The organism is Pseudomonas sp. PVC-5-1, assembly GCF_057444345.1.
Genome location: NZ_CM172024.1, coordinates 3,546,332 through 3,567,906, shown reverse-complemented (window position 1 = coordinate 3,567,906; position 21,575 = coordinate 3,546,332). Strand labels below are relative to the sequence as shown.

The following is a 21,575-nucleotide window of genomic DNA, read 5'->3' as shown; positions in this document are numbered from 1 at the left end:
ATCTTCGCCTTGATGAACCTACCCACCAGGAGAAAGCTATGGAAATCAAGCGTCAGGGATCCAATCGCCGCACAGGATGGTCCGTCATACGGTCGAAGAAAGACCCCGTTCTTGCCATTGAAGGGGATTCAAAGAAGAATCTTGCTTTGACAATGACATTGCAGGCTACCGAAGACCCTACCTTGACCGGTCAGTATGATCTGCAGGTTCGACTATCACTTAAGGACATCAAATCAATCCTTGCTGAGCTTAGCGATTATCTTGAACCAGAGCTGGAAAGCGTGGTTGGGGATGAGCTCGCCAGCTCGGTCCGCCAAATCAACAGACTGCTCTATCTCGCCAGTGGCGTTGCCCTTACGCCGCAGGCCTGAAGGCCTACCCATTTAATTTATGCTGCAAGGCGCTGGTAGAGTTCAATGAGCTCAGATGCATTGGCTGCGACCAGCGCCCGGGCTTCGTCCTTGCAGACGCTGTTGCCTAGCAGCTTGACTTGGTCTGCACCAGAAATCCCCTTCCAGTACAGCTGGCCGGTTTCCTCATCGAGGAACAGCCCGCGGTCGATGATGTAGTCGGGCCGGAAACCTTGGGCGCGCTTCAGTTCGTGCGGCTTGAGCATGCGCAGAGTGATGTCGACCATCACGTAATCGCCAACCATCACAACGTCGGCGTGCTCGGTGAAGTGCTGGGGCAGGTACTTCCGCATGAAGGCTGCGCACTTGCGAGCCCCAGTCAGTTGCTCGTCGGTCAGCGTGTGGCTGTGCAGCTGGACGACCTGTACGACTGCCATCCGATCCTTTGACGGAATGGTGTGCACCGGCTCCCGCATCGAGATGCCGTCCTTCTCCGCGCCGTAGTACTTGACCATGTAGGCCGTGACTAGGCGCTGATTGGAGCCCTTGCCCAGGATCGTCGAGAACGGATCATCCGCGCTGCGACCGTCGCCCTTGTAGAACCCGCCGTTCGCTTGCTCAAGGTGAGCCGAGGCTATGGCGTGATGCCCGCCGCTGCGTGTGATGCAGCCGACAGGGCTGGTTGCCGGTGACCCCACGCAGCCGTTGCGTAGCGTCACCAGGTTGGCAGTGATCAGTGCGAAATGACCGCCCTTGACCTGAGCAACTTGCGTGCGCAGAGGTTCTTCGGCATCGAAGGTTCGCTGTGTAGAGCTGTTGGCGTGCTCAGTGAGGCAGCACGCCACGGCCATTGTGGGCTGCACCAGTGCGTGATGGGTGCCGCCGCCGCTGATGGTGGAAACTGGATCGTCAACGCTGTGCGTGCTGGTGTGCGACTTCGAGGTGCCGCGCAGAGGGACAATGAACGGGTCGTTGCAAGCCAGGGTGTGCCGCCACAGGCCTTTCGCGATTCGGTTCATGGTGTTCTCCACCAGGGCGTCTTCGCGGAAGATCGTGCGGCCCTCCAGTTCCCAGTCGATGCATTCGGCGGCAGAGCGCCAGGCCTTCTGGCCCTTGGCTGGATTCTTGTGGTACTGCGCCGCCGGCCAGACGATCGGCTTGCCATCGCGTCGGGCGATGCCGTACAGACGCTTGCGGATGGTAGGTGCGCCCTGGTCCGCAGCGACCCGCACCTGGTGATCAAAGTTGTAGCGCAGGCCCCGGATCAGGGCCTCTTTCGGTACGTGCTCGCCGATCTCGGCCAGTATCTCTGGCAGGTCTGGGTGATCCTCCGGGATGCCGTTACCCAGAACGGCAACGAAAGCCTTGAAGGTCCGCCCCTTCTCGGCCTTGATCGGCTTGCCTTCATCATCGAGCGGCCCCCAGTCGGCGAACTCTTCGACGTTTTCAAGGAAGATCAGCCGCGGGCTGGTCTGGTATGCCCAGCGGATGATCACCCAGGCCAGGCCTCGAATCTTGCGGTTGCGCGGCTTTCCGCCCTTGGCCTTGCTGTGGTGGCGGCAATCGGGCGATGCCCACAGGATGCCGACCGGCTGCCCTTTGGTGGCCAAGATCGGGTCGACCTCGAACACGTCCGCAACGTAGTGCTCGGTCTGCGGGTGGTTGGCGCGGTGCACGGCCAGGGCGATTGGGTTGTGGTTTACCGCCACATCCGGTTCGCGGTACGCCTCGGCGATGCCGCTGCTGGCGCCGCCACCGCCGGCGAAGAGATCGACGACCAGCTCCTTTTCGAAGGGCAGGGCGAGGGAGGTCATACAGGTCATGTTGTGGTCCTTGCGTGCAGGCGCCGCCCTCGCCGGGGAGGCGTTATCGTTGAATAGGGGAAGGCGCCGCAGTTGGCGCGCATTGTTCTGATGAGCTATCAATTCATGGCTGACTCGACCTGGAGGAGGTCGCCATGACGCTGAAAAGCGATACCGAGGCCCTTGCCTCGATCGAGGAAGAAGCCCAGGCCATGCTGAAAAAGATCGGTCTGCCGGATGACCACCTGAAGAAGGAAGTGGTCATCTGCCTGCGCCAGATCATCGCGATTGCGCGCTACCGGAAAGGCCTGGGTGCCGACCCCGTCGTTGAATAGGGGAAGGCGCTCGCGGGCAGCGCCGGAGGGTCAGGCTCGATTCAGGAATTCCTGGCACCTGCAGTTGAGGTTCGAGCAGTGGCTTTGGCCAACCCAGTCAGGCATTCGGTCGCCTTTATGTCTTTCCGTGGTCCATGCAGCCGATTGGGGTCTGGTTATCGCTCATGGTTTTCTCCATGCATGCACCGGCTTGGCCGGTGTTGTACCTGATAGTGGCAATTTAATGGCATTTGGGTTATTCATTGTAATACCAGTCAACGAGATGAATACCCGATGGACCGCGAGCCAACAAACCAGGAAATCGCAGCAGCTCTCGGCATTGATGAGGATCAGGTTGATAAGTACCGTCAGGAGGCTGTGCTGCTGGGCGACGGATCTTGGCTTGTCCACTTTTCCTACGACATGCCGAGAGAGCTTCGGCACAGCTTCACCGGTAGCTTTACGGCGATTGTTGCGTGCGTTGAATCTTGTGTTGACGGGCGCGCAGTCGACTGAGGCTGGCTGGCAGCGAAGGACAGTCAGGAGGCTATCGGGAACTGTTTGGCAAGGGCCTGCTGAACTGCTGCGATGATGCTGCAGAGGTAGTCCCAGTCAGGGTTGCGCTCCATGGCGTCGGCCGGCAGGTTCCACCAGTCGTCACCGAATACGCGGTGCAGGAACTCGCGGTGGGCGCCGCCGCACTCATCGAGCGAGCTGGTGTATCGAACATCTTCGGCCTCGTCGATCAGGCTCCTGGCGTCTTCTGCGTCCAGATCCCGGTCCCGCCGCATTTGCACGATCACCTTCCGCGCCTTGTCGGCCAAGGCCTCGGCGCTGAACCGGCGAGAGCTCAGCGACCGGTCGAAGTAGCCGATGATGTAGGCGTCGTGCAGCTTGCAGAAGAACTGGCCGATGGTCAGGTCATCCCACATACCGCCCCAGTAAGCGTGCCAGGTCTTGTCGTAGCAGCTGACGGTGATCTTCCCCTTACAGGGCTCGAAGTCTTCGAGGTAGACGCTGATCGGGTCCAGGCCTTCGGCGCCGGTGATCAGCAGCTTGGTGACTGTCGAGGTCTCGACTTGCATTACGGTACTCCATGCATGTGCCGCCCTCCGTGGCCGGAAGCGGCATGGTGGATATTTGTTGTTGGGTGGGGTATATGGTTGCCGCCGGCGCATGGCCGGTGAAACCTCGGCGAGGCAAACAGTTGAATATAGAGAGCATTCTTCCAGCAACCGTCATCGCGGCTATCGGGTTGTTCACCCTCAAAGAGATCATCGAGTACTGCAAGCGACGGAAGGAGAGGAGCAGGAAGGTGACCGCTTACAAGCAGCTTCTACTGGAGGAGTTGCGCAAAAATGCCTGGACAGTCTCTACCCTCAAGGAGATGTGTGAGCTAATCGACAACCCTGGGTTGACGGGCATCTCGTACCACAAGACCTCAGCGGGTAGTGAGAGAATTCACTTCCACATAAAAAAGCTTTCGGAGTCGAGCGTACTGTGGCCGGTACACACCTCTGTCTTCGAGAAGCTCTACGTCGGGCTGGCAGAGATTGATGCTGACCTTTTCAAAGCGACGAGTGAGCTTTACGAAAAGCTAGCCGAGGTGAAGCATGTTCGGGATCACTTCATCAACTTCTCGGAAGATGACGAAATTAAACCGTTCATCAAGGGCCTGCACTCGTATGGTATTGACCGCATCAAAGAATGTGAGGTCGCCATGGATGTGTTATGTCGGCGGCTCACGGGAGAGGCGCTATCAGGACACAAACTGCGATCTTACGTCTAGGGCCTCACTCAAGTGCCGGTCTACTGGCTTCACGCAGATATGCCAGTTGAAGCTTGAGCGCCACAGCCGGTGAAACCGTGATTTCGTGGCGCGGAGGTGTCAGCAGCGGCAGCGCGCCGCCAGGCCCAAGCCCATGCAGGTGATGAATCATCAGCGTCATCGCCTCGCCCTGTTCCTCGATGCCGGCCCACTCCATCAGTTCCTGCAGGGCCTGTTTTGTCCCTGGTCGAACCTTCAAGCGCAGGTCTTCTTCCTGGAGGCGCTCGGCCTTCTCGCGCCGGCGCTCATCACGCTGCTGCTGCGTCAGAGCCATCATCGCCTCCATTGCGCACGAAGGTGGCGCCCGGCCCGATGTCGAGCAGGTCGCACACCCGGTTGATGATCTTGAGCGCGGCGTCGAACACCTTGGCGTCGTCCGGCTCGCGGGCCAGGCGCTTCATGTTCGGCTGGTGCTCGAGGCAGACTTTTTCGACCAGGCGCCGGGCCAGCCTGCGCAGGTGATCGGCGCTGTCGTGCTCGCGCAGGCTCAGCGCAAAGGCCAGGGCCACATCATCAGGCCGGTACTGGCCGCCGCTGCGGGTGTTGTACAGCTTCTTGACCGGCCGATTCATCCAGGCCGGTAGGGTTACGACTCCAGAGGGTGCTTTCTGCATGTCTTTGCTCCGTGAGGCCGCTTGGCGGCAGGTGGAACTGATCTTGCCGCCGGCGCTGGCGGACCAGGGTGTTGATGCGCTTCATGCCGCGCGCGCCGCGTCGATCTGCTCGGTGATCTCGAACAGCTGCTGGGTCAGGTTCTCGATGGTGGCAGCGCCGCGCACACGTTCGGCACGGCCCCACTGGCAGCTGCGGTTGAACAGCAGCTGCAGGTGCTGCTCCAGTTCCTTCCGGCGCTGGAGCAGGTCGAGGATGGTTGCGAGTGGCATGGCTATGCACCTGCGAGGTCGTGGAGCGGGGCAAACGGGATGTCGTCGTCGAAATTGTCCGGCGGCGCGGCCTGCTGATTCTGCTGGGGGGCCTGGCGTTGCTGCTGGCGTTGCTGTTGAGGCTGGCGATGTTGCTGCTGGCCGCCGCCCTGGTTGTCTGGACGACCACCCAGCAGCTGCATGGTGCCGTTGATATCGACGTGCACCTCGGTGCTGTACCGCTTGATTCCGTCCTTTTCCCATTCGCGGGTCTGCAGCTTGCCTTCGATGTAGCACTGCGAGCCTTTGCGCAGATACTCGCCGGCAATCTCGGCGACCTTGCCGAACAGCACTACCCGGTGCCATTCGGTCTTTTCGACCTTCTGTCCGGTCTGTTTATCGGTCCATGCCTCGCTGGTAGCCAGGCTCAGGCTGGTGACCGCGTTGCCATTGGGCATGTAGCGGACCTCGGGGTCCTGGCCGCAGGTGCCGACCAGGATGACTTTGTTTACTCCGCGGGCCATGGTGTCTCCTAGCGCTGCAGTGCTTTGCGAACGAACGGGTCGAGGTCAGGTTGGTTGAGCAGCCAGCGGCGGTAATCGGCTGGCAGGTCGCTGAACTTGGCCCCACGATGCTTGCCGAAGCCAATCACGGTCGGGATGCGGGCGTCTTCCGATATGCTCCAGAGCTCTTCCCAGTCGGTCACCGGGCGGCCCAGCTCAGTAGCCAGTGCATCGAGGATCTTGACCAGCAGCAGGCGGCAGTTTTTCACGTCGTCCAGCGCGGCGTGGGCGTTGCGCAGGAGGCCTGGCGCTTGCTCGCGGTAGTGGAGGTAGATCATCGCCGATTGCGAGTGGCTGTCGGCGTCAGGCCACAGGCGACGGCTCAGCGCCGCGGTGCAGATGCGCTTGAGCTCTGGCTTTCCGATGACGCCCCAGTCGTAGTCGACGTTGTGCCCGACCAGGTATTCAATCTCGGCGGGCAACTGGAATTCCGTATGGTCCGGGCAATCCGCCAGCTCCTCGTCGAGGATGTGGCTGGTGGCCAGGGCTCCGAGCTCGATCGGCTTGCCCGGCTTGTAGCGCTGGAGGAACTCGGTAGCCACCGGCAGGCCAGGAATGGCAGCCAGTTGCAGGTAGGCGGCCTCGACCAGTTGAGGGTCGTTCAGGCCGGTGGTTTCGCTGTCGAAGATGCAGGCTTTCATGCTGATTGCTCCTGAGGGGTGAGTTCGTACTTGCGCTGGTCCTTCGCGGCATTCAACTGCGCAAGGAGGTGAGGGGACTGCTCGAGGACGCGATAGGCTGCCGAGAACACGCTCTGCAGCTCCTGCATCGTTTCTGTGATCGGAATCTTCGACAGGGCGTCGTCGAGTGCCGCAGCCTGGAGATCAGCTTGAGACTTGCCATCGTTCAGCCAGGCCAAGAGGCGCCGGCCGGTATCTGGGCTGATCACTTCAGGCTGATCGAAGAGCCGGGTACGGTCCTTGGTGGCCACGGCAACGTTGCCGTCGTGGAGGAGGTCGAGCACTACGGTGAACTCGTAGTCAGATCCGTCACGCTGCTCGGACTTCATGCCAAGCTTGAGGATCTTCTTGCCTTCGCCCTGGACCGTCTCGGTCTTGCTGCGCATCGTGCAGATGATGTGCAGCGGGCTGGTCAGGATGGTGTCGACCAGCTTGCGATGGCGCGGCGTCGTCTCGTTCCAAGCCGACCAGGTGTTGCCCTTGTAGCGCTGCTTGGCGATCGTGTCGTTGATCTCAAGGCAGCCACCGGAGCCGACCCATTCATGCGAGTAGCTGTCGATGATCAGCGTCGAATAGCCGCCGGCCTCAGCGGCCTTGATGGCCTCGATGTACCGCTCCGGCGAGTACGGCGCGCTCAGCCCCATGACGTCGAAGTCGGTCAGGTCGGCGTACAGCGAGGCGCTTTCGTGCTCGGTATCGATTACCGCGATCGGGCCGCCCAGGCCGATGGCCAGTTGCAGCGCGGAATAGGTCTTGCCTGATCCAGATGGGCCGGTAAGTGCTAGCCGTAGCCTTGCCTGCTTACGTTCGGCTTTCTTGAACATTGGGATGCCCTCAGTTCGGTTGGTTGTCCCACTGCCGCTCAATGCGAGCGGCCTCTTCTTCGTACTCTTTGCGCTCTTCGCCCTGGTACCGCTCAGGCGAGAACGATCCGACCGTCATCCAGTCGAGCTGGGCGGCCAGGCGGGGTGTTGTGTTCATGTTTGCCTCAGGAGGTGATGCAGCCTGCGTAAGCGCTGGCGAGCATCCAGGCAGTGCAAAGGGAAATGGTGAAGAAGCCCCCGCGCCACATGGCGAATCGTCGGGCGCGCTGATATCCGGTCATGGCCGCACACGGACGGCGATTCGCCGGCCCTTCATGGTTGCGCCGAGGCGACGGGTCAGGCTGGAGACTGGCGTCTCTCGCGGAAGGCCGACGGCCTCGTTAAACGGAAGGCCGAAGCTGATCACCGCCAGGGTGCGCTCGATCTGCTCCAACTGCTCATCGATGAGCGATTTCACAGGCGTTGTGCTCATGCCACCCTCCCGTGCATCTCCATCCACTGTTCGTGGTCGCGTGCAATGATGCGGTTAAGGCGCTCGGTGTAGCTGCGCTGCTCGCCAATGTCGATGGCGCCAGTCAGGCCGGCCAGGTCAATGGCCATGACCAGTTCGCCGCGAAGCGTGTCGCTGAAGTTCTCGCAGATGGCAGTGAATCGAGAGTCGATGATATCGACCACTGCCTGGCGGGTACTCTTGTTCATGCTGTCCTCCGGGCGGCACCTGAGCCGCACATGGCTTCCATCTTGTCGAGTGCCGAGGCGATCACCCGGCGGGTTTCAACCTGCTGGCGTTCATCACGCTCGCGGATCATCGTGTTCCAGGCCTCGTTGTTCGCCCGGGCCTGCTCCGAAGTCATATGGTCAACCCACGACGGGTCACCAAAGAGCTGGTACTGGCGGTCGACCTCGCGGGCCTGGGCGCTGTCTGCGTAAAGCTCATGCTCGCGAGCCATGGTCGCCTCCAGGTGGTGGGTTACTCGGTGGGTGGGGAAGGGAGGGGCTGCCAGTGGGTGGCCGTATTCGTCCAAAACTCGAAGTGCCCCTGACGATTTTGGCCGCGGCCCTTGTGCCAAACATCTGTTTCCGAGATGAGCTGTCCTGCGTGATTGAGCGCAGCAACGATCACTGCGACACCGTCGTACTGATCACCGGGCAGAGCATCGCTGCACTTGATCCATTCGCTCATGCTGCCTCCGGCCAATTGCTGTTGATGCTCTGTCTCGCGTAGATCGACAGGCGACTGAAGCTATCCACGCCGCCGCACCCGGGCATGGTTCCTTCCAGCTCGACGCAGGCCTTGATGTCACAGCGCCGCGAGCACACCCAGCCGCCGTAGTGGCAGCGGTGCACTTCTCCTTTTGGGTCGGGGTGATAGGCCAGCCCGCCTTTCCAAGAAGGCGACCCGCGCAACTTGAGGCCGCAGCCCCGGCACACAGCCTGGGTATCGGTGCAATTGTGCATGTGGTGATCCTCTGGACCGCATTGGCCAGGCGCCATGCGCGGGTGACCAAACCCACCGTGAAAGGTGGCCTGGCGCCTGACTAATGCGGTCGATGTGAAGGGAAGGGGATGCAGATGCCGGGCGCTACCCCAGCAGCTGGCTTGGCGTGGACCCATCCAGCGGCGCAATTCGTTTACCCCCGGTGCGAGGGAAGGGACGTCCACAGGTGCTTCGGTAACCGCGCCCTGAGCTGGGCGCTACTCTGCATCGGGGTGTGATCTGTATGACGTTTGCCGTCCATTGCTCTCGCGCTGGGTGACGGTACTCAGATCACACTCCGATGCAGCCTGCGATGGGGAGCAGGGCATCGGGCCAGTCTGTTCCTGGCAGTCAAGGGAATAGGCGCCTGTTTTTACAGGGGCAGGCTCCCTGTTTCCTCGCTTTCCACAGTCGAGGGAAAACCATATGCTCCTAGCTCCACAGTCGAGATAAGGAACATCTGCATGACGCAATACTTAGTGCGTGTTGAGCTGTTTGGGGCCAGCGCCAGTAGCTATGAAGATCTCCATGAGTCGATGGAAATCTTGGGCATGAAGAGGTCTGTTAGGTTTAGTGACGGAAAAGATTACGCAATGCCAATTGGCACTTACTTCGGAGACAGCGGGCTCAGCCTTGATGCTTTGAGAGACAAGGTCAGAGCTACCTCAAAGCCATTATCGCCATCTAAAGACGCAGCGGTCTTTGTTTGCGCAATTCAGCAGAACCAGTGGGCAGCCTTCCTCTACACAGCAGATTGAACGGGGCCTCCAGCCTTCCCCTTGCCACTGGGTACAGTGTCGATGGCGTGCAGGCTTAGCACGCCCATCGCCATTTCGAAGGCAGCATCGAAGCTGATACCGCAGCTCATAGCGACCTCTTGAACAATCTCTTCAACTTGCTTGACCTGGGATTCGTTCATCGCCATTCCTCCAGTGGATTCCCCCTGATGCGACCCGCTTGAGGCGCACCGGGGAATCGTCTGTTACTTCCAGCCGTCTCGCTCAAGCCAAGACTTGATCAGCTTGAGGATCCGGTCACCGTTGTAGGTGGCGAAAACCATGAAGCAGGCAACCATAGGCGCCACACAGAGAATCGCCCACAACGTGCCCAAGGTCAGATACCAGGCAATGCATGAGGCGATGAAGCCGGCCAATGGAAGGCTGAATTTCTTCTGCTGTGACGTGATTTTCATTTGGGTAATCCGTTGTGATTTCCCAATGCAGCCTGTCGCCAAGCTGCATCAGTGAAATCGTGATCTTGCTTGCTGCAGCCTCCACCGGTTCCCCGGCGTGACCCGCTGTACCAGTGCACCAGCCCGTTCTGAGGGCTACCCGGCAGGGAGCGTTTGCAGCTCAACCCTTGGCCCGCTTGACGCTTTCAGTGAGGGAGCGCGCCGCATGGCTTCGAGCTGGCCAGTTCCAGAGCTGGCATGGGGATCGAATTTATTGCTCGCGCTGTGCCGTTGCCGGGATCGATCCGCGAGGTTCCCATCAATGTGAAAGAGCGGTGAGGCTTGAGGGCCTCTGCAGTCCCTCGTGAGTGACTGCTTGAGCCAAATTTAGAAAACTAAACAGAATGCGTCAAGAATTATTTTAGGAATCTAAACAGGCAAGACGAACGGAAGCCTCTACAAGCGACGCAATGTCAAGACTTCCGGGCCTGTAGGAGATCGGCTACTCTTGTGCCGTTCCTGTATGGATATACAGTTATTGGAGTGACAGATGGCAAAGTCCCAGAAGCAGCAGGAGAGAGCGGTCATGTCGGGCGTGGAGCGCCTGGGCCTTCGGGTGTCGTCGATGATCAACCACCCGACCGCGCAGCAGCAGAGATGGGTTGTAATTCACCGGCTGGATACCGATGGCGACCGCGAGTGGGAAGAGGTTATGGGGGTTCTCAAGGAAACTGATGGGATAGAAATGGAATTCAACGAGGAGGATGCCTCGGTCACGTTGCGTTGGGAGGCATTCTCCGAGGACGATCCCCAGGCAGAAACTCATGATGAATTTGTTGCGATCGAGGAGGAGGCGCCTTTCTGACGAGCACAAAAAAGCCCGCACTGCTATGCGGGCTAACGTAGGGAATCGGATGAGCCTTCACTGTGCAGGGTAGGGCGTGAAAAAAGCGTGAAGGCATGAAAAAGCCCGCCGAGGCGGGCTTTCAGGGTCCAGTAAATCTCAAGCGCAGGCGTGGGGCCTGGAGTGATTATTCGCTTTGGGAATCGGATACTGGTTGGCTGCTTTGATCTGATCCTTGGTTACTTCGCGCATCAGGCTCTGCAGCGAGCTCGCCTGATCGCTCTGGCGAGCTGTCTTGAGCAGATTCTCTATCTGTTCCATTTTCAGCATTTTCATTGCCTTCAAGGTTGTCATCATCAGAAGAAGGGGGTATCAGGAAGACCAGTGGTCCACCAGATGGATTCTTGCACACATCGTAGATTTCATCCACGACCGCTTGTTCCATTTCGTTTGGGGCGCGAACGTTTTTGAAAACGTTGGATGCCTCCTTACGGTCGATTACGAACCCGTGTGACGGATAGTCGAGGACAAGTGAGCGAAGGGAATCGTCAGATTTTAGATTCTTGATCTTATCGTTCAGGCGCTTTCCATAGGCAAATGCTATCGAAATTGCTCGTTGCGATTCGCCGATTTTATAAGGATCGATTTGCGCATAGATAGGTGACACCAGGCCGTGCGCCATTTTCGTCGCAATTTCCGCCGAAAGCTTTGTCGTCACTTCGAGATCTACCTTGAGGTCGACAAGCGTCGATTTCAAGATATCTGTTGACTGGGTTCGAAGGAAGGCCATTGCCTGGGTAATGTCCAACCCCGATGACATGTCGAAAAGCTCATCCGGCTTTTTCAACTGCATATCCAAAGGCCCAAGCTCACCCAAGTCGGAAATAACGAGCTCATCCGCGCCGATAGCCAAAAGCGTGCCGGCGCTCTTGCAGTAGGACGGGACGATGATGGTTAGCTTGTCGTAATGGTGTCTAAGCCCTCGTGCTATGCGGAAGCCGGCGTCAGGATCCCCGCCGTAGGTAGCTAGGAATAGGTAAGCTTCAGGGAAGGTCTTTTTCCTGAAGTGGTCGCTTATTTCTCGATACCCATTCCTGCTAATGCCTCCGACATAGACGTAGCAGTCTTTCTTTGCGCGAGCGCTAAGCTTCGCGATTTCCTCAACTATCGCCAATTAGACACACCTCTTCCGTGTTTGTGTCGCTCGAAAGGCCGACACTAGCCTACTTACCCACAGCTTCTCTGCAGATCCTTCCCACCTTCACCTCATCCCCATACCCCACCAACCTATCCGCCAGCTCATGCAGTTCCCCGACACGCTTCATCGCCTCTAGGAACTGGGCTTCCTCACCGCCTTGGGCCTTGTGGAAGATCTCCAGGGCGGCGCTTTCCAAGGCGAAGGCTGCATCCTTCAGGTCTCGGCGCAACTGCTGGTTGGGCTTGGTTAGGGGCATGGCTACGCCTTCTTTGCGTTCCAGATCAGCAGCACCTTAGCGTGCACCGTAACGTCATCGATCCGCGCGGTCTGGTTCTCGTAGTGCTTGTTGTCCGAGATCAGGCGGAAGTGGTCCTCATCGAGGCGCATCAGGCGCTTGATGTACAGCTCCTGGTGCCAGGTGATCACGTAAATGCCTTCGCCGATGAACTCGTTGATCCCGCGATCGACAATGACCAGGTCCTTGTCGTTGATCGTGCCTTCCATGCTCTGGCCCCAGCCGGTGATCATCGCCAGTGCCGAGGGAGCGGTATAGGTCACGCCTTTCTCGCGCAGGATCTCCTCGCGCACCACCAGGTTGCGTACCGCCTCGTTGTAGTCGGCCGGCACCTGGCCATGGCCCATCGCTGCCCGAACGTCGTACTGGGGGATGAGAATCTCTTCCTGCGTCGGCTTCAGGCTTGAGTAGGCAGAAGGCAGGTACTCCTGGCCATGGTCCGGGCTGTCAGCCTCAGCCGCGGCGGCCATCATCACCTCGCGTGCCTTTTCGGAGAGGTTCTTCCCGGCCTTGGAGGCCAGCATCTGCGCAACCAGCTCTGCAGTAGTCGACGCAGCACCGGCAGATGAGAACTGATCAGTAGCCTGGCCAGTGCCGTCCGACAGCCATTCGGCTGAGCACTCAAGTGCTTTCGCCAGGGCGAGCAGGTTCTTGCCCTTGGCGCCGTTCGTTCCGTTGATCCAGAAGCTCACGGTTCCCTTGGACACGCCAGTCAGTTTGACGAGGTCGGTGGAGCTGAGATTTAGCTCCTTCATGCGCGCTACGACGCGGTCTTTGAATTCCATATTAAGGATTCTAAACACTTCATTGTTTAGATAACTTGCCTTGTTTTGTTTAGAACTCTAAACTCGGTGGCAGACATCGGAGAAACACCCATGACCTACGACGAAGCCCTGAAATTTTTCGGCACCGGCCGCGCAATCGGAGACGCCCTTGGCGTTACCGGCAGCCGCGTTTCTCAGTGCCGTACGACAGGCGGGTTCTCCTACCCAATGCAATGCGTTTTGGAAAAGGAGTCGAGCGGGGCGCTGATCGCGAAACGTGAGGACGACCCGGCCAACTCGCTCAAGAAATCCGCCGCCTAACCATTTCCAACTGCAAGGAGCTATCCCCGCATGTACGCCAACCCCAAGCACCTGCATGACCGCGAGATCAAGGTCCGGGTCGACGAGGACACATTCAACCTGATCCAGGCATTAGCCGCGTATCACCGCACCCAGCGTGCCGTGTTGTGCCGCGAACTGCTGGAAGCGCAGCTGGCTGCCCTGGCTTCGGAGAATACCGGCGATCAAACCGCAGCCTGAAGGCCGCGAGGAGGCCCTATGCCGACCGAACAATTCGGTCTGGATCAGGGATCGATGGAGTTGCTTGAGCGAGAGGCGCGAAAGCGGGGGATTACCCCGGAAGCGCTAGCAGCCGAGCTGATTGATCGAGAGCTGGCCAGCCGAACGAAACCTCGAAACGCGAGGGGGGCGGTTCTTCCGTTCCAGCGCAAGGCCTGAACAGGCCCTGATAAGCCCGAATTGCGGGCACAAAAAAGCCGGGATTACGGCCCGGCTCTCTGCAACACAAAACTCTGAAGGGAATTATGCATATGCAGACCCAAAGTGTACAGGCCCTCAATCGGCCCGCGCCACAAAATGCGAACCACGATTTCGTGGCGCGCACGGAAATAGTCACGGTTTTCGATGGTGAAGCTGTCACCAGCACCGTCACCGTCGCCCGCGAAACTGACAACGAGCACGCCAGCGTGATCGCGCTGGTTCGCAAGTATCAGGCCGATTTCAGCGAATTCGGAGGGGTCAGATTTCAAATCGAACCCTTTGAAACTGCTGGCGGCGCCCAGTCCCGCGAGATCGCGCTGCTGAACGAGCAGCAAGCGACCCTCTTGCTCACCTACATGCGTAACACTTCGATCGTCCGCGACTTCAAGAAGCGCTTGGTCAAGGAGTTCTGGAGGATGGCCCATGCCAAGCCCGCCTTTGACATTTCCTCGCTAAGCGACCCGAAAGTCCTGCTTGCTCTGCTCACCGACAACGTGCGCAAGGTCGTCTCGCTTGAGGCAGACAACACCGAGCTGGCCCAGGAAAATCAGCTGCTCGAGCAGAAGGTGGTGGCTGACGCACCGAAGGTAGAGTTCTTCAATGCCGTCATTACTTCGACCAGCATTCATTCTGTCCGCGAAGTCGCCCAGTCAATTGGTACCGGGCAGAACCGGCTGTTTGCCTTCATGCGGCAGCAGCGCTGGCTGGATCGCCACAACACCCCGTACCAGGGGAAGGTAGAGGCAGGGTATCTGGTTGCGGAGCCGCACTCCTACAAGTGCCCTGAAACAGGCGAGCGCAAGACCAAGTTCACCTGCAAGGTAACTGGCAAAGGCTTCACCAAGTTGCAATCGCTCTGGGCTGGTCGTGAAGCTGCTCTGCTTGGGGGTGCAGCATGAGTCCCGCATTCCACACTGAGACGCACCGCATCGCGCGCAAACGTCACACCTGCACGGAATGCCGTGGCTACATTGAGCCTGGCGACCGCTACGAATTCGTCTCTGGTCTCTGGGATGGTGACGTTTCTACCTACAAGACTTGCGCCCAGTGCGAAGCAGCCCGTGACTTCTATGTCAACGAGCTCAACTCAACCGATTTCCGGGACCACGAGGAAGGCGCCTACTGCTACAGAGAAGTCCGCTGCGATCTGGAGGAGGCTGCGAATGACATTCCACCGGGGACTGGCCTGAAGTTCAGGGCATACCGGCACGTTGTGGGCATGCGGCGCCGTGGAAAAGCGGCACGTGAAGAGCGTAATGCCGAGCTCCTGCTCGTTTGCCAACAGCGTGATGCTGCGTCCCTGGAGCGTGCCCAGTGAGCGTTCAATCCATGTCCTGGGCCTTGGAGCAGCGCGACATCGTAGACGCCACTGCGCGCTACGTGCTGCTGGTCCTGGCCAACTATGCCGACAAGAACGGCCGAGGGGCTTTTCCGTCCTCCGCCAGCATCAGCGATGACACCGGCCTGTCCATCCGCACGGTGAAGTACAAGCTCGACCACCTGCTGGAGATCGGGGTAATTCGCCTTGGGAATCAGGCTATTGCCGGTGCCTACATCGACCGTCACGACCGCCGCCCAACCGTTTATGACCTGTGCGTAGAACGGGGTGCACCAGCTGCACCCGGTTCCGAACGGGGTGCAAATGGCGACGCAACGGGGTGCAGCTCACGACAGAACGGGGTGCAAACCACGACAGAACGGGGTGCAGGAGCTGCACCCAATCCATCAATTAACCATCAAGGAACCACCAAAGAACCGAAGGGGCCAGTCGCTGACGCTCCTACGGCTCTGAAGAAGGCTCCTAAGTTCGATCCGATGACTGCAAAGCCGGCAAACGTCAGCGACGCCGTATGGGCCGACTGGTGCCAGCACCGCCGCGAGATCGGCAAGCGACTGACCAAGACCACCTGTGACCGCCAAGCCAAGACCCTGGCCGGCCACCACGCGCCCGACGCCGTGATCAACCAGTCCATCAGCAACGGCTGGACCGGCCTGTTCCCGGAGAAGGTACTGCCGGGTGGCCAGCAGGGCCAGCGCCGCAGCGGTCCGGACTTCAATGACACCAGCTGGGCTGATGACCTGGGGGGCTTATGACCGCACAACCGAAACTGCGCAGCGTCACGCAGATCATGGCCACGGCCCGTAACCTGCCCGCCGAAGCGCAGGCTCCGGCCAAGCAGCTTGACCCTGGCGCCACCGAAGTGGTCAATGCCCTGTTCAAGGAGCTGCAGGCCATCTTCCCGGCGTGGAAGCAGGCCTGGCCGGACGACGAGGCGCTGAAGGCCGCCAAGCGCAGCTGGATCAAGTCCTTCATCGCCGCTGGCATAAACACGCTCGAGCAGATCCGCTTCGGCATCCAGAAATGCCGGGTGCTGGGTACCGACTTCGCCCCGAGCAGCGGCAAGTTCATCAAGCTGTGCCAGCCGACCCCGGAGGAGATGGGCATTCCGCCGCTTGCGCGGGCCCTGGCAGAGGCGCTGGAGAACTTCCACCCCAGCAGGGCAGGGTCACGCGTTTGGACGCACGCAGCGGTTCGCCACGCGGCCCTGCAGTGCGAGGCGCAGAACCTTGGATCGATGGAGGTGGAGCGAGCCGAGAAGGTATTCGCCCGGGCCTACGACATCACGATCCGCATGCTGGTCGCCGGCGAGCCACTGGGCGATATCGCCACCGGCATCGGCCACGACAGCCAGAAGAGCGCCGCGCAGTTGGCCGACGAGTACGCCGCCCAGAAGCAGGTCCGCCTGCTGGAGATCCAGCAGATCCCAACCAGCGCCGCCGCGTGCCGTGCACACCTGCTGGCCAAGTTGAACATCAAGCGCGCTGGGCAGCCGGCCGGGGAAGGGGTGTGATGCGAAATTACCTCAAGGCAGTCCTGATGATCGTCCTGGCTCCGACCGTGATCATCGCGGCATCTGCTGCCTTCACCCTGTGGGTCAAGTTCGCCGTAGGGCTGGATCTTTGGTTGCCCGCGAAGCTGGTCCTCATGGCAGGCCCGGCGATCCTGCTGGCTGCCATTCCTACCGCCTGGCTGCTGAACAAGCTTGAGGAGAAGCACTGATGGACACCAACAAGATGCGCGAGCAGCGCGCAGAAGCTGATGCGCGAGTGCTGCAGTACCTCCAACGCTGCCTGGGTTCGACGGCTTGGGCCATGTCCGGCGCCGTCCGGTTGAGCCGCGAAGAGGTATCCAAGGCCTGTCAGCGACTCAAGCGAAAAGGCCTGGTGGTCACTTCCCCGACGCAGACAACCTACTGGCAGGCGGTGAGCAAATGAACGACATCCACAGTATGACTGAGGCCATGAAGGCCGAATTCCTCGGCGCCTTCCGCGCAGAATTCGGCTTCGGCGAGATGACCGCCACCGCCAACGACGATGCTGCCGCCATGCTGAAGGCTGCAGCGTGGGCCTGGCAGGCCTCCCGCGAGGCCGTGCTGGTGGAGCTTCCATCGGCATGTGCATACGAAGGCTTGACCGAGCACTTGGGCTCAGTGATCGAGCTTTCATACGAACTCGCACAGCATGACCCTGTTGGCCTTGCTCGGCTCCCTGATGTCCGTGCGGTCATCGAAGCTCAGGGTCTGAAGGTGGCGCCATGACAATCGACAAGCAAAAGCTTCAGCCCCTGCTGTGGTCGGTTGTCGCCTCCTGGCGCGCCGGCAGTGATGCCCTCGAACGCCACACGGACGCGCTGGACGAGTTCCTCGGCGAGACCACGGTTGAGGAAGTCGCCCTTGGTCTGCTCGACGAGATCAGCCAGCTCACCGCTCGGGTTCGTGCCGCGGATAAGCAGCTGCAGGAGGTGGTGGCATGACTGAGAAGATCAGCGTGAACAGCCAGGCCAAGCTCTCCGAGGCCGTGACCATGCTCACCCGTCTGTTCCGCGACAAGAAGTTCGTCGTGGTTACCATGCGCCCGGGCAAGGACCGGACCCTGGATCAGAACGCCCTGTGGTTTGCCATGTACGACCGAATCGCCAAGAGCACCGAGATGGGCGACATCGAGGATGTGCGCCGGTACTGCAAGCTGCACTTCGGCGTGCCGATCATGCGCGCCGGCTGCGATGAGTTCCGCACCGGCTGGGCCGAGTCGTTCATCCATCTGCCGTATGAGGTGAAGCTTCGCCTGATGGGGCCGTGCGCGATGTTCGGGCCGGATGGCTTCCCGGTGACCCGGTTGTTCGATCGGGCCCAGGGCTGCCAGTACACAGACCGCATCGTGGCCGAGTTCGCGCCGCAGGGCGTGGTGTTCAGTGACTTGCTGAGCGAGGAGGCGGCATGAGCGACGGACTTGGAATCACAACGCAAACCACAGTGTTCCTCTCGGCCGAGAAGGTCGTGAAAGAGATGGACGCCGAGGATATTGGCTCCTTCTGTTCCGCAGTGGCTCAGCGACTGGATCAAGAGTACGCCGGGCGTGCCGGTGCCGCGGCGGACTTTGCCAGCGGGCTTAGTGAGATGGGCTGCCGGTTCCTGGCCGAGGTAGTCACGAGCTTCTACCAGCGGCAGAAACGGGAGGATCGCTGATGACTGCGATCAAGGAGATCAAGCCCAAGAAGTGCAAGGCGCCAGGTTGCGGCAAGTCCTTCAAACCGTCCATGACCACGCAGAAGGTGTGCAGCATCGCCTGTGCCAAGGCCATGGCCAAGGACCCGAAGCTGCAGAAGGTCGCGGCCAAGGCAATCACCAAGCAGGCCCGGGAAGACCTCAAGGAGCGCCGGGAGAAGCTGAAGACCCGTCGCGAGCACATGGCCGAGGCACAGACCGCGTTCAATGCCTACATCCGCGAGCGCGACGCCGGCCTGCCGTGCATCAGCTGCGACTCTAACCCGAGCGACCACGACCTCATCACCGGCAGCCGCTGGGACGCCGGCCACTACCGGTCTGTGGGCGCCTGCCCGGAGCTGCGCTTCGAGCCGCTGAACGTCCACCGCCAGTGCGTGAAGTGCAACCGGAGCCTGTCGGGTAACGCGATCGAGTACCGCATCCGGTTGGTGAAGCGCATCGGCGCCGACCAGGTGGATTGGCTCGAAGGGCCTCATAAGCCCCAGCGCCTGATCATCGAAGACCTGCAGGCCATCAAGGCCCTGTACAGGCAAAAACTCAAAGACCTGAGGAGGGCCGCGGCATGACGCCAGCGTGGGGGTTTTTGATTATGGCCGCCCTCATGGTGGTGGCTGGTGTGGCGCTGTCATGGGCAGGCGCCGTGCGCCGCAAGCGCAGCTACGAAGAATTGATTTTGAGCAAGGCCAAGCGGGCAGGGGGGTGAGCAGTGAGTTATCAGAACGTGGTATCAGCAGTGGTTCGAGCACTGGCGGCCGAGACGATCAACAGCGCCGGCGGATGCGACTTCAAACCGAAGGTCCAGGCCGCTAAGCAGAAAGGCGCAATCGTGGGCAAGGAAGCGGCATTCCTCATCGACTGCATGGTGTTCAGCCGGCTGCACAAGAACCTGAGCGCATCGCACTGGCGCCACCTGGTGGCGAAGTACTCCACCCACGTGGACCGCAAGCATGCGGCCATCGAGGAGCTGACGCGCACCCATCGCTCGCCGGCCCCGGATCGCTTCCGCCAGTGCGCCATCCTGACTTGGGCCATGCCCAAACTGCCCGGAGTCGATGGCAAGCGTAGTACGAGCGTTCTGCCAGCGGCTTGGTACGAGATGGACAACTGGAGCGACGACCCGCACCCAGTCAAGACTCAGGAGCGCTGGAGGCGGGACATTCGGCGAGCTCTGGAGCGTGAGGTAGACGCCGCGCTGGTGGAGGCGCAGCACATTCTCGATCATGAAGGCCTTTTGGTAGCAAATGTCGCTTGACTGCGACTGAGCCAATGAGCCAATATGCGTCCATCCTGTCATTCCTGCGCACGTTGAGGATTGGCACAAAAGAACCCGACCACTGAGTCGGGTTTTTTATTGCCCGAAGAGGGCCTCAAGAGGCCCAGCACTGCGCCGGTCTTATTAATTGTCCCGGTGGTCTGTTATTTTACCCTATGACAGACTTAGGGCGCATACTCCCTTTAGCTCAGATTTTCTGAGTTATTGAGAGGTACTTATGTCTAGTGACATTACCAAACCAAATGGATCTCCGGGACTTGAATCGGAAGTTGAAGAAGGTACAGAAAAGCGTGAGGGGTTGGACAAATCTAGCCCAGAGGATAGGGACGATTATATAGATCCCGACGCTACGCCTGAACAAGAGCCTGAGTCCCCTGAACGTCAAAAAGCTTCAAATATGGAAAAGTTCAGTAGTCAGAATACTGGCTGGACTCATCCTGGGCGCCGTTGGTAAAGGCGCCCCAGCACGTACGGCTCTTTCGCCACATACGCTCCTCGAGGCTGATGATCCACTGGGATACACCCCAGATGATGACGAGCCAGGCCTTGATAAAGGTCCGGAGAATGACTGGGGGCAGATGCGTACACATGATGGATCACTCGCTGAGTAATTCATTTATTTGAGCTCGGATAACCGGGCTCATCAGAGGTTTATATGACAGATAAAACATCGCGCCAGGGTGAAAGAAGTTCTGGCGAAAATACATCTCCCCAAGGCCCAAGGGCGGAGGGAAGTAAGGGTGCCAACACCGAGCGGGCTTCAAAGGCAGAGCTCTATAGTCGGCACGACAAGGTTGCTGAGAAAGATGTCAAAAATGATCCGCGAAAGTCGTGAAGTAGAACATTTGAGCTGATTGAAGCGCCCAATAAATTGGGAAAGCGCTAATAAATCACTAGCTAGCCGCCTTCGGGCGGTTTTTTGTTCAGGCGAATTGTCTTCCCATCAGATTAACGGATGTACGCTTATCATTCTAAGCCTCGGAACTTCCGGGGTTTTTCGTTATGTGCTGCTCCGCACGTTTGCCCGGTCCCTGAATAGGGCCTCAGCGGGCCTTTTCTTCTTGCCGCCCCTCAGGGGATATCGAGTATGTCCAACATGCCAGATAAACCAGACACCTGGGCGATTGCTCTTGCGTGGTTGAGCCAGCATTCGCCCCTCCTGTACGCGGCAGGCCTTTCCTGCGCCATGGCTGTCCTGCGAATCACCTACGGAGGTGGCACCCGTCGCCAGATGTTGGTCGAGGGTGCAATATGCGGCGGCCTGACCCTGACGATCATCAGCGGCCTGGAGTTCTTCGGTCTGCCGCAGAGCATGTCCACGTTTGTAGGTGGATGGGTCGGCTTCTTGGGTGTGGAGAAGGTGCGCAACATTGCCGACCGCGTTACTGACTTCAAGCTGCCGGCCCGCAAGGCTGATTGATCCGCGCCACAAAATAGAGATGCGCCGTTTCGTGGCGCGGGAGTAGCCATGAGCAACGTCACACGAATTCGCCATGAGCTGCCGGTAAGCTTGGATATCGTCCGCGCGGTGGCCGAGTTCGATGCGGCCTTGGTGAAGGCGATTGATGCCTCCAAGGTAGCCGGCCTTCCGCAGGGGCTGCTGGTCGGCCTGTTGCACGGCCACGCCCACGCCGAAACCCACAAGATGGTGGCCGAATGAACGTGGTTGAGCTGAAACCGCGAGAGCGAGAGGAGCCGCACGCCTCCGGTGAGTGCATCTGCGCGAACTGTCGGCATGAATGGGTAGCGGCTGCCCCGGTAGGCGTCACGCAGATGGAGTGTCCGGAGTGCGGCACCCATCGCGGCGCGTTCAAGTATCCATTCGGCCCTCAACCAGGTGACGAGTCATTCCAGTGCAACTGCGGTAGCGAAACATTTTTCATCATGCGCGAGCCAGGCCAAGCCAGCGGCGCGGTTCACTGCCGTGGCTGTGGAGTAGAGGCTACTGGCTGGTTCAAGTGAGGTGTGCCGCAGGTGAGTGCGG

Annotated in this window: 43 protein-coding genes; 24 read left to right on the top strand and 19 right to left on the bottom strand. The window is 59.7% G+C overall.

What is annotated here, in order from left to right:
* The first annotated feature begins 38 nt into the window (after positions 1-38).
* Complete coding sequence (locus AC2T3R_RS16305; protein WP_414933522.1) at positions 39-371, top strand: hypothetical protein; 333 nt, start codon at positions 39-41, stop codon at positions 369-371.
* A 17-nt stretch (positions 372-388) separates the two neighbouring features.
* Here AC2T3R_RS16305 and AC2T3R_RS16300 read toward each other — a convergent pair whose 3' ends face one another.
* Positions 389-2,173, bottom strand: coding sequence for a DNA cytosine methyltransferase (locus tag AC2T3R_RS16300; RefSeq protein ID WP_486743966.1), 1,785 nt, complete (start codon positions 2,171-2,173; stop codon positions 389-391).
* Between the two features lie 134 nt (positions 2,174-2,307).
* On the opposite strand from AC2T3R_RS16300, the gene AC2T3R_RS16295 reads away from it, so the two are divergent.
* A complete protein-coding gene (locus AC2T3R_RS16295; RefSeq protein ID WP_100413979.1) occupies positions 2,308-2,487 on the top strand; it encodes a hypothetical protein in 180 nt (59 codons plus the stop codon).
* A gap of 273 nt (positions 2,488-2,760) precedes the next feature.
* Positions 2,761-2,982 carry a sigma-70 domain-containing protein gene (locus AC2T3R_RS16290; protein WP_028697923.1) on the top strand — a complete coding sequence of 74 codons (222 nt, stop codon included), beginning with the start codon at positions 2,761-2,763 and terminating at the stop codon, positions 2,980-2,982.
* 23 nt (positions 2,983-3,005) lie between these two features.
* On the opposite strand, the gene AC2T3R_RS16285 is transcribed toward AC2T3R_RS16290, so the two are convergent.
* Positions 3,006-3,551 carry a phiTE_072 family protein gene (locus AC2T3R_RS16285; protein ID WP_486743965.1) on the bottom strand — a complete coding sequence of 182 codons (546 nt, stop codon included), beginning with the start codon at positions 3,549-3,551 and terminating at the stop codon, positions 3,006-3,008.
* A gap of 11 nt (positions 3,552-3,562) precedes the next feature.
* On the opposite strand from AC2T3R_RS16285, the gene AC2T3R_RS16280 reads away from it, so the two are divergent.
* The gene (locus AC2T3R_RS16280; protein ID WP_486743964.1) at positions 3,563-4,255 is read left to right on the top strand and encodes a hypothetical protein; all 693 of its coding nucleotides are present in this window, start codon (positions 3,563-3,565) and stop codon (positions 4,253-4,255) included.
* Positions 4,256-4,259: 4 nt separating this feature from the next.
* Here AC2T3R_RS16280 and AC2T3R_RS16275 read toward each other — a convergent pair whose 3' ends face one another.
* From AC2T3R_RS16275 to AC2T3R_RS16220, 12 genes are all read right to left on the bottom strand, one after another.
* On the bottom strand, positions 4,260-4,568 hold the full coding sequence (locus tag AC2T3R_RS16275; RefSeq protein WP_486743963.1) for a hypothetical protein: 309 nt from the start codon (positions 4,566-4,568) through the stop codon (positions 4,260-4,262).
* Complete coding sequence (locus AC2T3R_RS16270) at positions 4,543-4,908, bottom strand: DUF7740 domain-containing protein (RefSeq protein WP_486743962.1); 366 nt, start codon at positions 4,906-4,908, stop codon at positions 4,543-4,545. The genes AC2T3R_RS16275 and AC2T3R_RS16270 overlap by 26 nt, the downstream gene beginning before the upstream one ends.
* An 81-nt stretch (positions 4,909-4,989) precedes the next feature.
* Entirely contained in the window at positions 4,990-5,178 is a 189-nt protein-coding gene (locus AC2T3R_RS16265) for a hypothetical protein (protein ID WP_486743961.1), read from the bottom strand.
* Positions 5,179-5,180: 2 nt separating this feature from the next.
* Positions 5,181-5,681 (bottom strand): single-stranded DNA-binding protein, encoded by a 501-nt coding sequence (locus AC2T3R_RS16260; protein WP_486743960.1) that lies wholly within the window; start codon positions 5,679-5,681, stop codon positions 5,181-5,183.
* A gap of 8 nt (positions 5,682-5,689) precedes the next feature.
* Positions 5,690-6,361, bottom strand: coding sequence for a 3'-5' exonuclease (locus AC2T3R_RS16255; RefSeq protein ID WP_180689651.1), 672 nt, complete (start codon positions 6,359-6,361; stop codon positions 5,690-5,692).
* Entirely contained in the window at positions 6,358-7,224 is an 867-nt protein-coding gene (locus tag AC2T3R_RS16250) for an ATP-binding protein (protein WP_486743959.1), read from the bottom strand. The genes AC2T3R_RS16255 and AC2T3R_RS16250 overlap by 4 nt, the downstream gene beginning before the upstream one ends.
* A 10-nt stretch (positions 7,225-7,234) precedes the next feature.
* Entirely contained in the window at positions 7,235-7,381 is a 147-nt protein-coding gene (locus AC2T3R_RS16245) for a hypothetical protein (protein ID WP_172227661.1), read from the bottom strand.
* 120 nt (positions 7,382-7,501) lie between these two features.
* On the bottom strand, positions 7,502-7,696 hold the full coding sequence (locus tag AC2T3R_RS16240) for a hypothetical protein (protein ID WP_486743958.1): 195 nt from the start codon (positions 7,694-7,696) through the stop codon (positions 7,502-7,504).
* Positions 7,693-7,923 (bottom strand): hypothetical protein, encoded by a 231-nt coding sequence (locus tag AC2T3R_RS16235; RefSeq protein WP_279839608.1) that lies wholly within the window; start codon positions 7,921-7,923, stop codon positions 7,693-7,695. The genes AC2T3R_RS16240 and AC2T3R_RS16235 overlap by 4 nt, the downstream gene beginning before the upstream one ends.
* Entirely contained in the window at positions 7,920-8,174 is a 255-nt protein-coding gene (locus tag AC2T3R_RS16230) for a hypothetical protein (protein WP_207833647.1), read from the bottom strand. Before AC2T3R_RS16230 ends, AC2T3R_RS16235 begins: the two co-directional genes overlap by 4 nt.
* A 20-nt stretch (positions 8,175-8,194) precedes the next feature.
* On the bottom strand, positions 8,195-8,407 hold the full coding sequence (locus AC2T3R_RS16225; protein WP_207833645.1) for a DUF551 domain-containing protein: 213 nt from the start codon (positions 8,405-8,407) through the stop codon (positions 8,195-8,197).
* Entirely contained in the window at positions 8,404-8,682 is a 279-nt protein-coding gene (locus AC2T3R_RS16220; protein WP_196183924.1) for a hypothetical protein, read from the bottom strand. The genes AC2T3R_RS16225 and AC2T3R_RS16220 overlap by 4 nt, the downstream gene beginning before the upstream one ends.
* Before the next feature lie 483 nt (positions 8,683-9,165).
* On the opposite strand from AC2T3R_RS16220, the gene AC2T3R_RS16215 reads away from it, so the two are divergent.
* Positions 9,166-9,459, top strand: coding sequence for a hypothetical protein (locus AC2T3R_RS16215; RefSeq protein WP_486743957.1), 294 nt, complete (start codon positions 9,166-9,168; stop codon positions 9,457-9,459).
* Here the strand turns inward: AC2T3R_RS16215 and AC2T3R_RS16210 are convergent.
* Complete coding sequence (locus AC2T3R_RS16210) at positions 9,444-9,620, bottom strand: hypothetical protein (RefSeq protein WP_284384996.1); 177 nt, start codon at positions 9,618-9,620, stop codon at positions 9,444-9,446. The genes AC2T3R_RS16215 and AC2T3R_RS16210 overlap by 16 nt on opposite strands.
* A gap of 63 nt (positions 9,621-9,683) precedes the next feature.
* Positions 9,684-9,893, bottom strand: a complete 210-nt coding sequence (locus tag AC2T3R_RS16205) for a hypothetical protein (protein WP_486743956.1) — start codon at positions 9,891-9,893, stop codon at positions 9,684-9,686.
* 529 nt (positions 9,894-10,422) lie between these two features.
* On the opposite strand from AC2T3R_RS16205, the gene AC2T3R_RS16200 reads away from it, so the two are divergent.
* Positions 10,423-10,737: a DUF1654 domain-containing protein gene (locus AC2T3R_RS16200; RefSeq protein ID WP_392502034.1), complete on the top strand. Its 315-nt coding sequence runs from the start codon at positions 10,423-10,425 to the stop codon at positions 10,735-10,737.
* 166 nt (positions 10,738-10,903) lie between these two features.
* Here the strand turns inward: AC2T3R_RS16200 and AC2T3R_RS16195 are convergent, their stop codons facing one another.
* From AC2T3R_RS16195 to AC2T3R_RS16185, 3 genes are read right to left on the bottom strand one after another with little or no spacing between them, the layout of a single operon-like run.
* The gene (locus AC2T3R_RS16195) at positions 10,904-11,890 is read right to left on the bottom strand and encodes an SDH family Clp fold serine proteinase (RefSeq protein WP_486743955.1); all 987 of its coding nucleotides are present in this window, start codon (positions 11,888-11,890) and stop codon (positions 10,904-10,906) included.
* Between the two features lie 49 nt (positions 11,891-11,939).
* The gene (locus AC2T3R_RS16190) at positions 11,940-12,170 is read right to left on the bottom strand and encodes a hypothetical protein (protein WP_486743954.1); all 231 of its coding nucleotides are present in this window, start codon (positions 12,168-12,170) and stop codon (positions 11,940-11,942) included.
* A gap of 2 nt (positions 12,171-12,172) precedes the next feature.
* Positions 12,173-12,994 (bottom strand): S24 family peptidase, encoded by an 822-nt coding sequence (locus tag AC2T3R_RS16185; RefSeq protein WP_024086960.1) that lies wholly within the window; start codon positions 12,992-12,994, stop codon positions 12,173-12,175.
* Between the two features lie 90 nt (positions 12,995-13,084).
* On the opposite strand from AC2T3R_RS16185, the gene AC2T3R_RS16180 reads away from it, so the two are divergent.
* From AC2T3R_RS16180 to AC2T3R_RS16095, 18 genes are all read left to right on the top strand, one after another.
* Positions 13,085-13,294 carry a hypothetical protein gene (locus AC2T3R_RS16180; RefSeq protein WP_024086961.1) on the top strand — a complete coding sequence of 70 codons (210 nt, stop codon included), beginning with the start codon at positions 13,085-13,087 and terminating at the stop codon, positions 13,292-13,294.
* Positions 13,295-13,324: 30 nt separating this feature from the next.
* Positions 13,325-13,513 carry a hypothetical protein gene (locus AC2T3R_RS16175; protein ID WP_004573832.1) on the top strand — a complete coding sequence of 63 codons (189 nt, stop codon included), beginning with the start codon at positions 13,325-13,327 and terminating at the stop codon, positions 13,511-13,513.
* A gap of 18 nt (positions 13,514-13,531) precedes the next feature.
* Positions 13,532-13,711, top strand: coding sequence for a hypothetical protein (locus AC2T3R_RS16170; protein WP_064614162.1), 180 nt, complete (start codon positions 13,532-13,534; stop codon positions 13,709-13,711).
* A 92-nt stretch (positions 13,712-13,803) separates the two neighbouring features.
* A complete protein-coding gene (locus tag AC2T3R_RS16165) occupies positions 13,804-14,652 on the top strand; it encodes a phage antirepressor KilAC domain-containing protein (protein WP_486743953.1) in 849 nt (282 codons plus the stop codon).
* Entirely contained in the window at positions 14,649-15,071 is a 423-nt protein-coding gene (locus AC2T3R_RS16160) for a hypothetical protein (RefSeq protein WP_486743952.1), read from the top strand. The genes AC2T3R_RS16165 and AC2T3R_RS16160 overlap by 4 nt, the downstream gene beginning before the upstream one ends.
* Positions 15,068-15,847: a helix-turn-helix domain-containing protein gene (locus tag AC2T3R_RS16155; RefSeq protein WP_486743951.1), complete on the top strand. Its 780-nt coding sequence runs from the start codon at positions 15,068-15,070 to the stop codon at positions 15,845-15,847. Before AC2T3R_RS16160 ends, AC2T3R_RS16155 begins: the two co-directional genes overlap by 4 nt.
* A complete protein-coding gene (locus AC2T3R_RS16150; protein WP_486743950.1) occupies positions 15,844-16,605 on the top strand; it encodes a replication protein P in 762 nt (253 codons plus the stop codon). Before AC2T3R_RS16155 ends, AC2T3R_RS16150 begins: the two co-directional genes overlap by 4 nt.
* A complete protein-coding gene (locus AC2T3R_RS16145) occupies positions 16,605-16,814 on the top strand; it encodes a hypothetical protein (protein WP_156510870.1) in 210 nt (69 codons plus the stop codon). Before AC2T3R_RS16150 ends, AC2T3R_RS16145 begins: the two co-directional genes overlap by 1 nt.
* A complete protein-coding gene (locus tag AC2T3R_RS16140; protein ID WP_486743949.1) occupies positions 16,814-17,029 on the top strand; it encodes a hypothetical protein in 216 nt (71 codons plus the stop codon). The genes AC2T3R_RS16145 and AC2T3R_RS16140 overlap by 1 nt, the downstream gene beginning before the upstream one ends.
* Positions 17,026-17,352, top strand: coding sequence for a phiTE_015 family protein (locus tag AC2T3R_RS16135; RefSeq protein ID WP_486743948.1), 327 nt, complete (start codon positions 17,026-17,028; stop codon positions 17,350-17,352). The genes AC2T3R_RS16140 and AC2T3R_RS16135 overlap by 4 nt, the downstream gene beginning before the upstream one ends.
* Positions 17,349-17,567: a hypothetical protein gene (locus AC2T3R_RS16130; RefSeq protein ID WP_486743947.1), complete on the top strand. Its 219-nt coding sequence runs from the start codon at positions 17,349-17,351 to the stop codon at positions 17,565-17,567. Before AC2T3R_RS16135 ends, AC2T3R_RS16130 begins: the two co-directional genes overlap by 4 nt.
* Complete coding sequence (locus tag AC2T3R_RS16125) at positions 17,564-18,034, top strand: NinB/YbcN family protein (RefSeq protein WP_027907135.1); 471 nt, start codon at positions 17,564-17,566, stop codon at positions 18,032-18,034. The genes AC2T3R_RS16130 and AC2T3R_RS16125 overlap by 4 nt, the downstream gene beginning before the upstream one ends.
* Complete coding sequence (locus AC2T3R_RS16120) at positions 18,031-18,279, top strand: hypothetical protein (RefSeq protein WP_039615284.1); 249 nt, start codon at positions 18,031-18,033, stop codon at positions 18,277-18,279. The genes AC2T3R_RS16125 and AC2T3R_RS16120 overlap by 4 nt, the downstream gene beginning before the upstream one ends.
* Positions 18,279-18,884 carry a recombination protein NinG gene (locus AC2T3R_RS16115; RefSeq protein WP_486743946.1) on the top strand — a complete coding sequence of 202 codons (606 nt, stop codon included), beginning with the start codon at positions 18,279-18,281 and terminating at the stop codon, positions 18,882-18,884. The genes AC2T3R_RS16120 and AC2T3R_RS16115 overlap by 1 nt, the downstream gene beginning before the upstream one ends.
* A complete protein-coding gene (locus tag AC2T3R_RS16110; RefSeq protein WP_486743945.1) occupies positions 18,881-19,021 on the top strand; it encodes a hypothetical protein in 141 nt (46 codons plus the stop codon). Before AC2T3R_RS16115 ends, AC2T3R_RS16110 begins: the two co-directional genes overlap by 4 nt.
* 3 nt (positions 19,022-19,024) lie before the next feature.
* Positions 19,025-19,570, top strand: coding sequence for a hypothetical protein (locus AC2T3R_RS16105; protein WP_486743944.1), 546 nt, complete (start codon positions 19,025-19,027; stop codon positions 19,568-19,570).
* Positions 19,571-20,678: 1,108 nt separating this feature from the next.
* On the top strand, positions 20,679-21,011 hold the full coding sequence (locus AC2T3R_RS16100) for a phage holin, lambda family (RefSeq protein WP_054830717.1): 333 nt from the start codon (positions 20,679-20,681) through the stop codon (positions 21,009-21,011).
* Between the two features lie 48 nt (positions 21,012-21,059).
* Positions 21,060-21,251 (top strand): hypothetical protein, encoded by a 192-nt coding sequence (locus tag AC2T3R_RS16095; protein ID WP_486743943.1) that lies wholly within the window; start codon positions 21,060-21,062, stop codon positions 21,249-21,251.
* Positions 21,252-21,575: the final 324 nt, after the last annotated feature.

Bases quoted from the DNA above. Each gene is read 5' to 3' on its own strand.
- AC2T3R_RS16240 (WP_486743958.1), bottom strand. From the start codon at position 7,696: ATGAGCACAACGCCTGTGAAATCGCTCATCGATGAGCAGTTGGAGCAG.
- AC2T3R_RS16130 (WP_486743947.1), top strand. From the start codon at position 17,349: ATGACAATCGACAAGCAAAAGCTTCAGCCCCTGCTGTGGTCGGTTGTC.
- AC2T3R_RS16115 (WP_486743946.1), top strand. From the start codon at position 18,279: ATGACTGCGATCAAGGAGATCAAGCCCAAGAAGTGCAAGGCGCCAGGT.
- AC2T3R_RS16230 (WP_207833647.1), bottom strand. From the start codon at position 8,174: ATGGCTCGCGAGCATGAGCTTTACGCAGACAGCGCCCAGGCCCGCGAG.
- AC2T3R_RS16140 (WP_486743949.1), top strand. From the start codon at position 16,814: ATGGACACCAACAAGATGCGCGAGCAGCGCGCAGAAGCTGATGCGCGA.
- AC2T3R_RS16245 (WP_172227661.1), bottom strand. From the start codon at position 7,381: ATGAACACAACACCCCGCCTGGCCGCCCAGCTCGACTGGATGACGGTC.
- AC2T3R_RS16265 (WP_486743961.1), bottom strand. From the start codon at position 5,178: ATGCCACTCGCAACCATCCTCGACCTGCTCCAGCGCCGGAAGGAACTG.
- AC2T3R_RS16125 (WP_027907135.1), top strand. From the start codon at position 17,564: ATGACTGAGAAGATCAGCGTGAACAGCCAGGCCAAGCTCTCCGAGGCC.
- AC2T3R_RS16100 (WP_054830717.1), top strand. From the start codon at position 20,679: ATGTCCAACATGCCAGATAAACCAGACACCTGGGCGATTGCTCTTGCG.
- AC2T3R_RS16305 (WP_414933522.1), top strand. From the start codon at position 39: ATGGAAATCAAGCGTCAGGGATCCAATCGCCGCACAGGATGGTCCGTC.
- AC2T3R_RS16210 (WP_284384996.1), bottom strand. From the start codon at position 9,620: ATGAACGAATCCCAGGTCAAGCAAGTTGAAGAGATTGTTCAAGAGGTC.
- AC2T3R_RS16190 (WP_486743954.1), bottom strand. From the start codon at position 12,170: ATGCCCCTAACCAAGCCCAACCAGCAGTTGCGCCGAGACCTGAAGGAT.
- AC2T3R_RS16150 (WP_486743950.1), top strand. From the start codon at position 15,844: ATGACCGCACAACCGAAACTGCGCAGCGTCACGCAGATCATGGCCACG.
- AC2T3R_RS16300 (WP_486743966.1), bottom strand. From the start codon at position 2,173: ATGACCTGTATGACCTCCCTCGCCCTGCCCTTCGAAAAGGAGCTGGTC.
- AC2T3R_RS16280 (WP_486743964.1), top strand. From the start codon at position 3,563: ATGCATGTGCCGCCCTCCGTGGCCGGAAGCGGCATGGTGGATATTTGT.
- AC2T3R_RS16215 (WP_486743957.1), top strand. From the start codon at position 9,166: ATGACGCAATACTTAGTGCGTGTTGAGCTGTTTGGGGCCAGCGCCAGT.
- AC2T3R_RS16110 (WP_486743945.1), top strand. From the start codon at position 18,881: ATGACGCCAGCGTGGGGGTTTTTGATTATGGCCGCCCTCATGGTGGTG.
- AC2T3R_RS16285 (WP_486743965.1), bottom strand. From the start codon at position 3,551: ATGCAAGTCGAGACCTCGACAGTCACCAAGCTGCTGATCACCGGCGCC.
- AC2T3R_RS16095 (WP_486743943.1), top strand. From the start codon at position 21,060: ATGAGCAACGTCACACGAATTCGCCATGAGCTGCCGGTAAGCTTGGAT.
- AC2T3R_RS16180 (WP_024086961.1), top strand. From the start codon at position 13,085: ATGACCTACGACGAAGCCCTGAAATTTTTCGGCACCGGCCGCGCAATC.
- AC2T3R_RS16250 (WP_486743959.1), bottom strand. From the start codon at position 7,224: ATGTTCAAGAAAGCCGAACGTAAGCAGGCAAGGCTACGGCTAGCACTT.
- AC2T3R_RS16270 (WP_486743962.1), bottom strand. From the start codon at position 4,908: ATGCAGAAAGCACCCTCTGGAGTCGTAACCCTACCGGCCTGGATGAAT.
- AC2T3R_RS16170 (WP_064614162.1), top strand. From the start codon at position 13,532: ATGCCGACCGAACAATTCGGTCTGGATCAGGGATCGATGGAGTTGCTT.
- AC2T3R_RS16255 (WP_180689651.1), bottom strand. From the start codon at position 6,361: ATGAAAGCCTGCATCTTCGACAGCGAAACCACCGGCCTGAACGACCCT.
- AC2T3R_RS16295 (WP_100413979.1), top strand. From the start codon at position 2,308: ATGACGCTGAAAAGCGATACCGAGGCCCTTGCCTCGATCGAGGAAGAA.
- AC2T3R_RS16160 (WP_486743952.1), top strand. From the start codon at position 14,649: ATGAGTCCCGCATTCCACACTGAGACGCACCGCATCGCGCGCAAACGT.
- AC2T3R_RS16290 (WP_028697923.1), top strand. From the start codon at position 2,761: ATGGACCGCGAGCCAACAAACCAGGAAATCGCAGCAGCTCTCGGCATT.
- AC2T3R_RS16260 (WP_486743960.1), bottom strand. From the start codon at position 5,681: ATGGCCCGCGGAGTAAACAAAGTCATCCTGGTCGGCACCTGCGGCCAG.
- AC2T3R_RS16165 (WP_486743953.1), top strand. From the start codon at position 13,804: ATGCAGACCCAAAGTGTACAGGCCCTCAATCGGCCCGCGCCACAAAAT.
- AC2T3R_RS16225 (WP_207833645.1), bottom strand. From the start codon at position 8,407: ATGAGCGAATGGATCAAGTGCAGCGATGCTCTGCCCGGTGATCAGTAC.
- AC2T3R_RS16275 (WP_486743963.1), bottom strand. From the start codon at position 4,568: ATGGCTCTGACGCAGCAGCAGCGTGATGAGCGCCGGCGCGAGAAGGCC.
- AC2T3R_RS16120 (WP_039615284.1), top strand. From the start codon at position 18,031: ATGAGCGACGGACTTGGAATCACAACGCAAACCACAGTGTTCCTCTCG.
- AC2T3R_RS16220 (WP_196183924.1), bottom strand. From the start codon at position 8,682: ATGCACAATTGCACCGATACCCAGGCTGTGTGCCGGGGCTGCGGCCTC.
- AC2T3R_RS16205 (WP_486743956.1), bottom strand. From the start codon at position 9,893: ATGAAAATCACGTCACAGCAGAAGAAATTCAGCCTTCCATTGGCCGGC.
- AC2T3R_RS16145 (WP_156510870.1), top strand. From the start codon at position 16,605: ATGCGAAATTACCTCAAGGCAGTCCTGATGATCGTCCTGGCTCCGACC.
- AC2T3R_RS16185 (WP_024086960.1), bottom strand. From the start codon at position 12,994: ATGGAATTCAAAGACCGCGTCGTAGCGCGCATGAAGGAGCTAAATCTC.
- AC2T3R_RS16175 (WP_004573832.1), top strand. From the start codon at position 13,325: ATGTACGCCAACCCCAAGCACCTGCATGACCGCGAGATCAAGGTCCGG.
- AC2T3R_RS16135 (WP_486743948.1), top strand. From the start codon at position 17,026: ATGAACGACATCCACAGTATGACTGAGGCCATGAAGGCCGAATTCCTC.
- AC2T3R_RS16235 (WP_279839608.1), bottom strand. From the start codon at position 7,923: ATGAACAAGAGTACCCGCCAGGCAGTGGTCGATATCATCGACTCTCGA.
- AC2T3R_RS16200 (WP_392502034.1), top strand. From the start codon at position 10,423: ATGGCAAAGTCCCAGAAGCAGCAGGAGAGAGCGGTCATGTCGGGCGTG.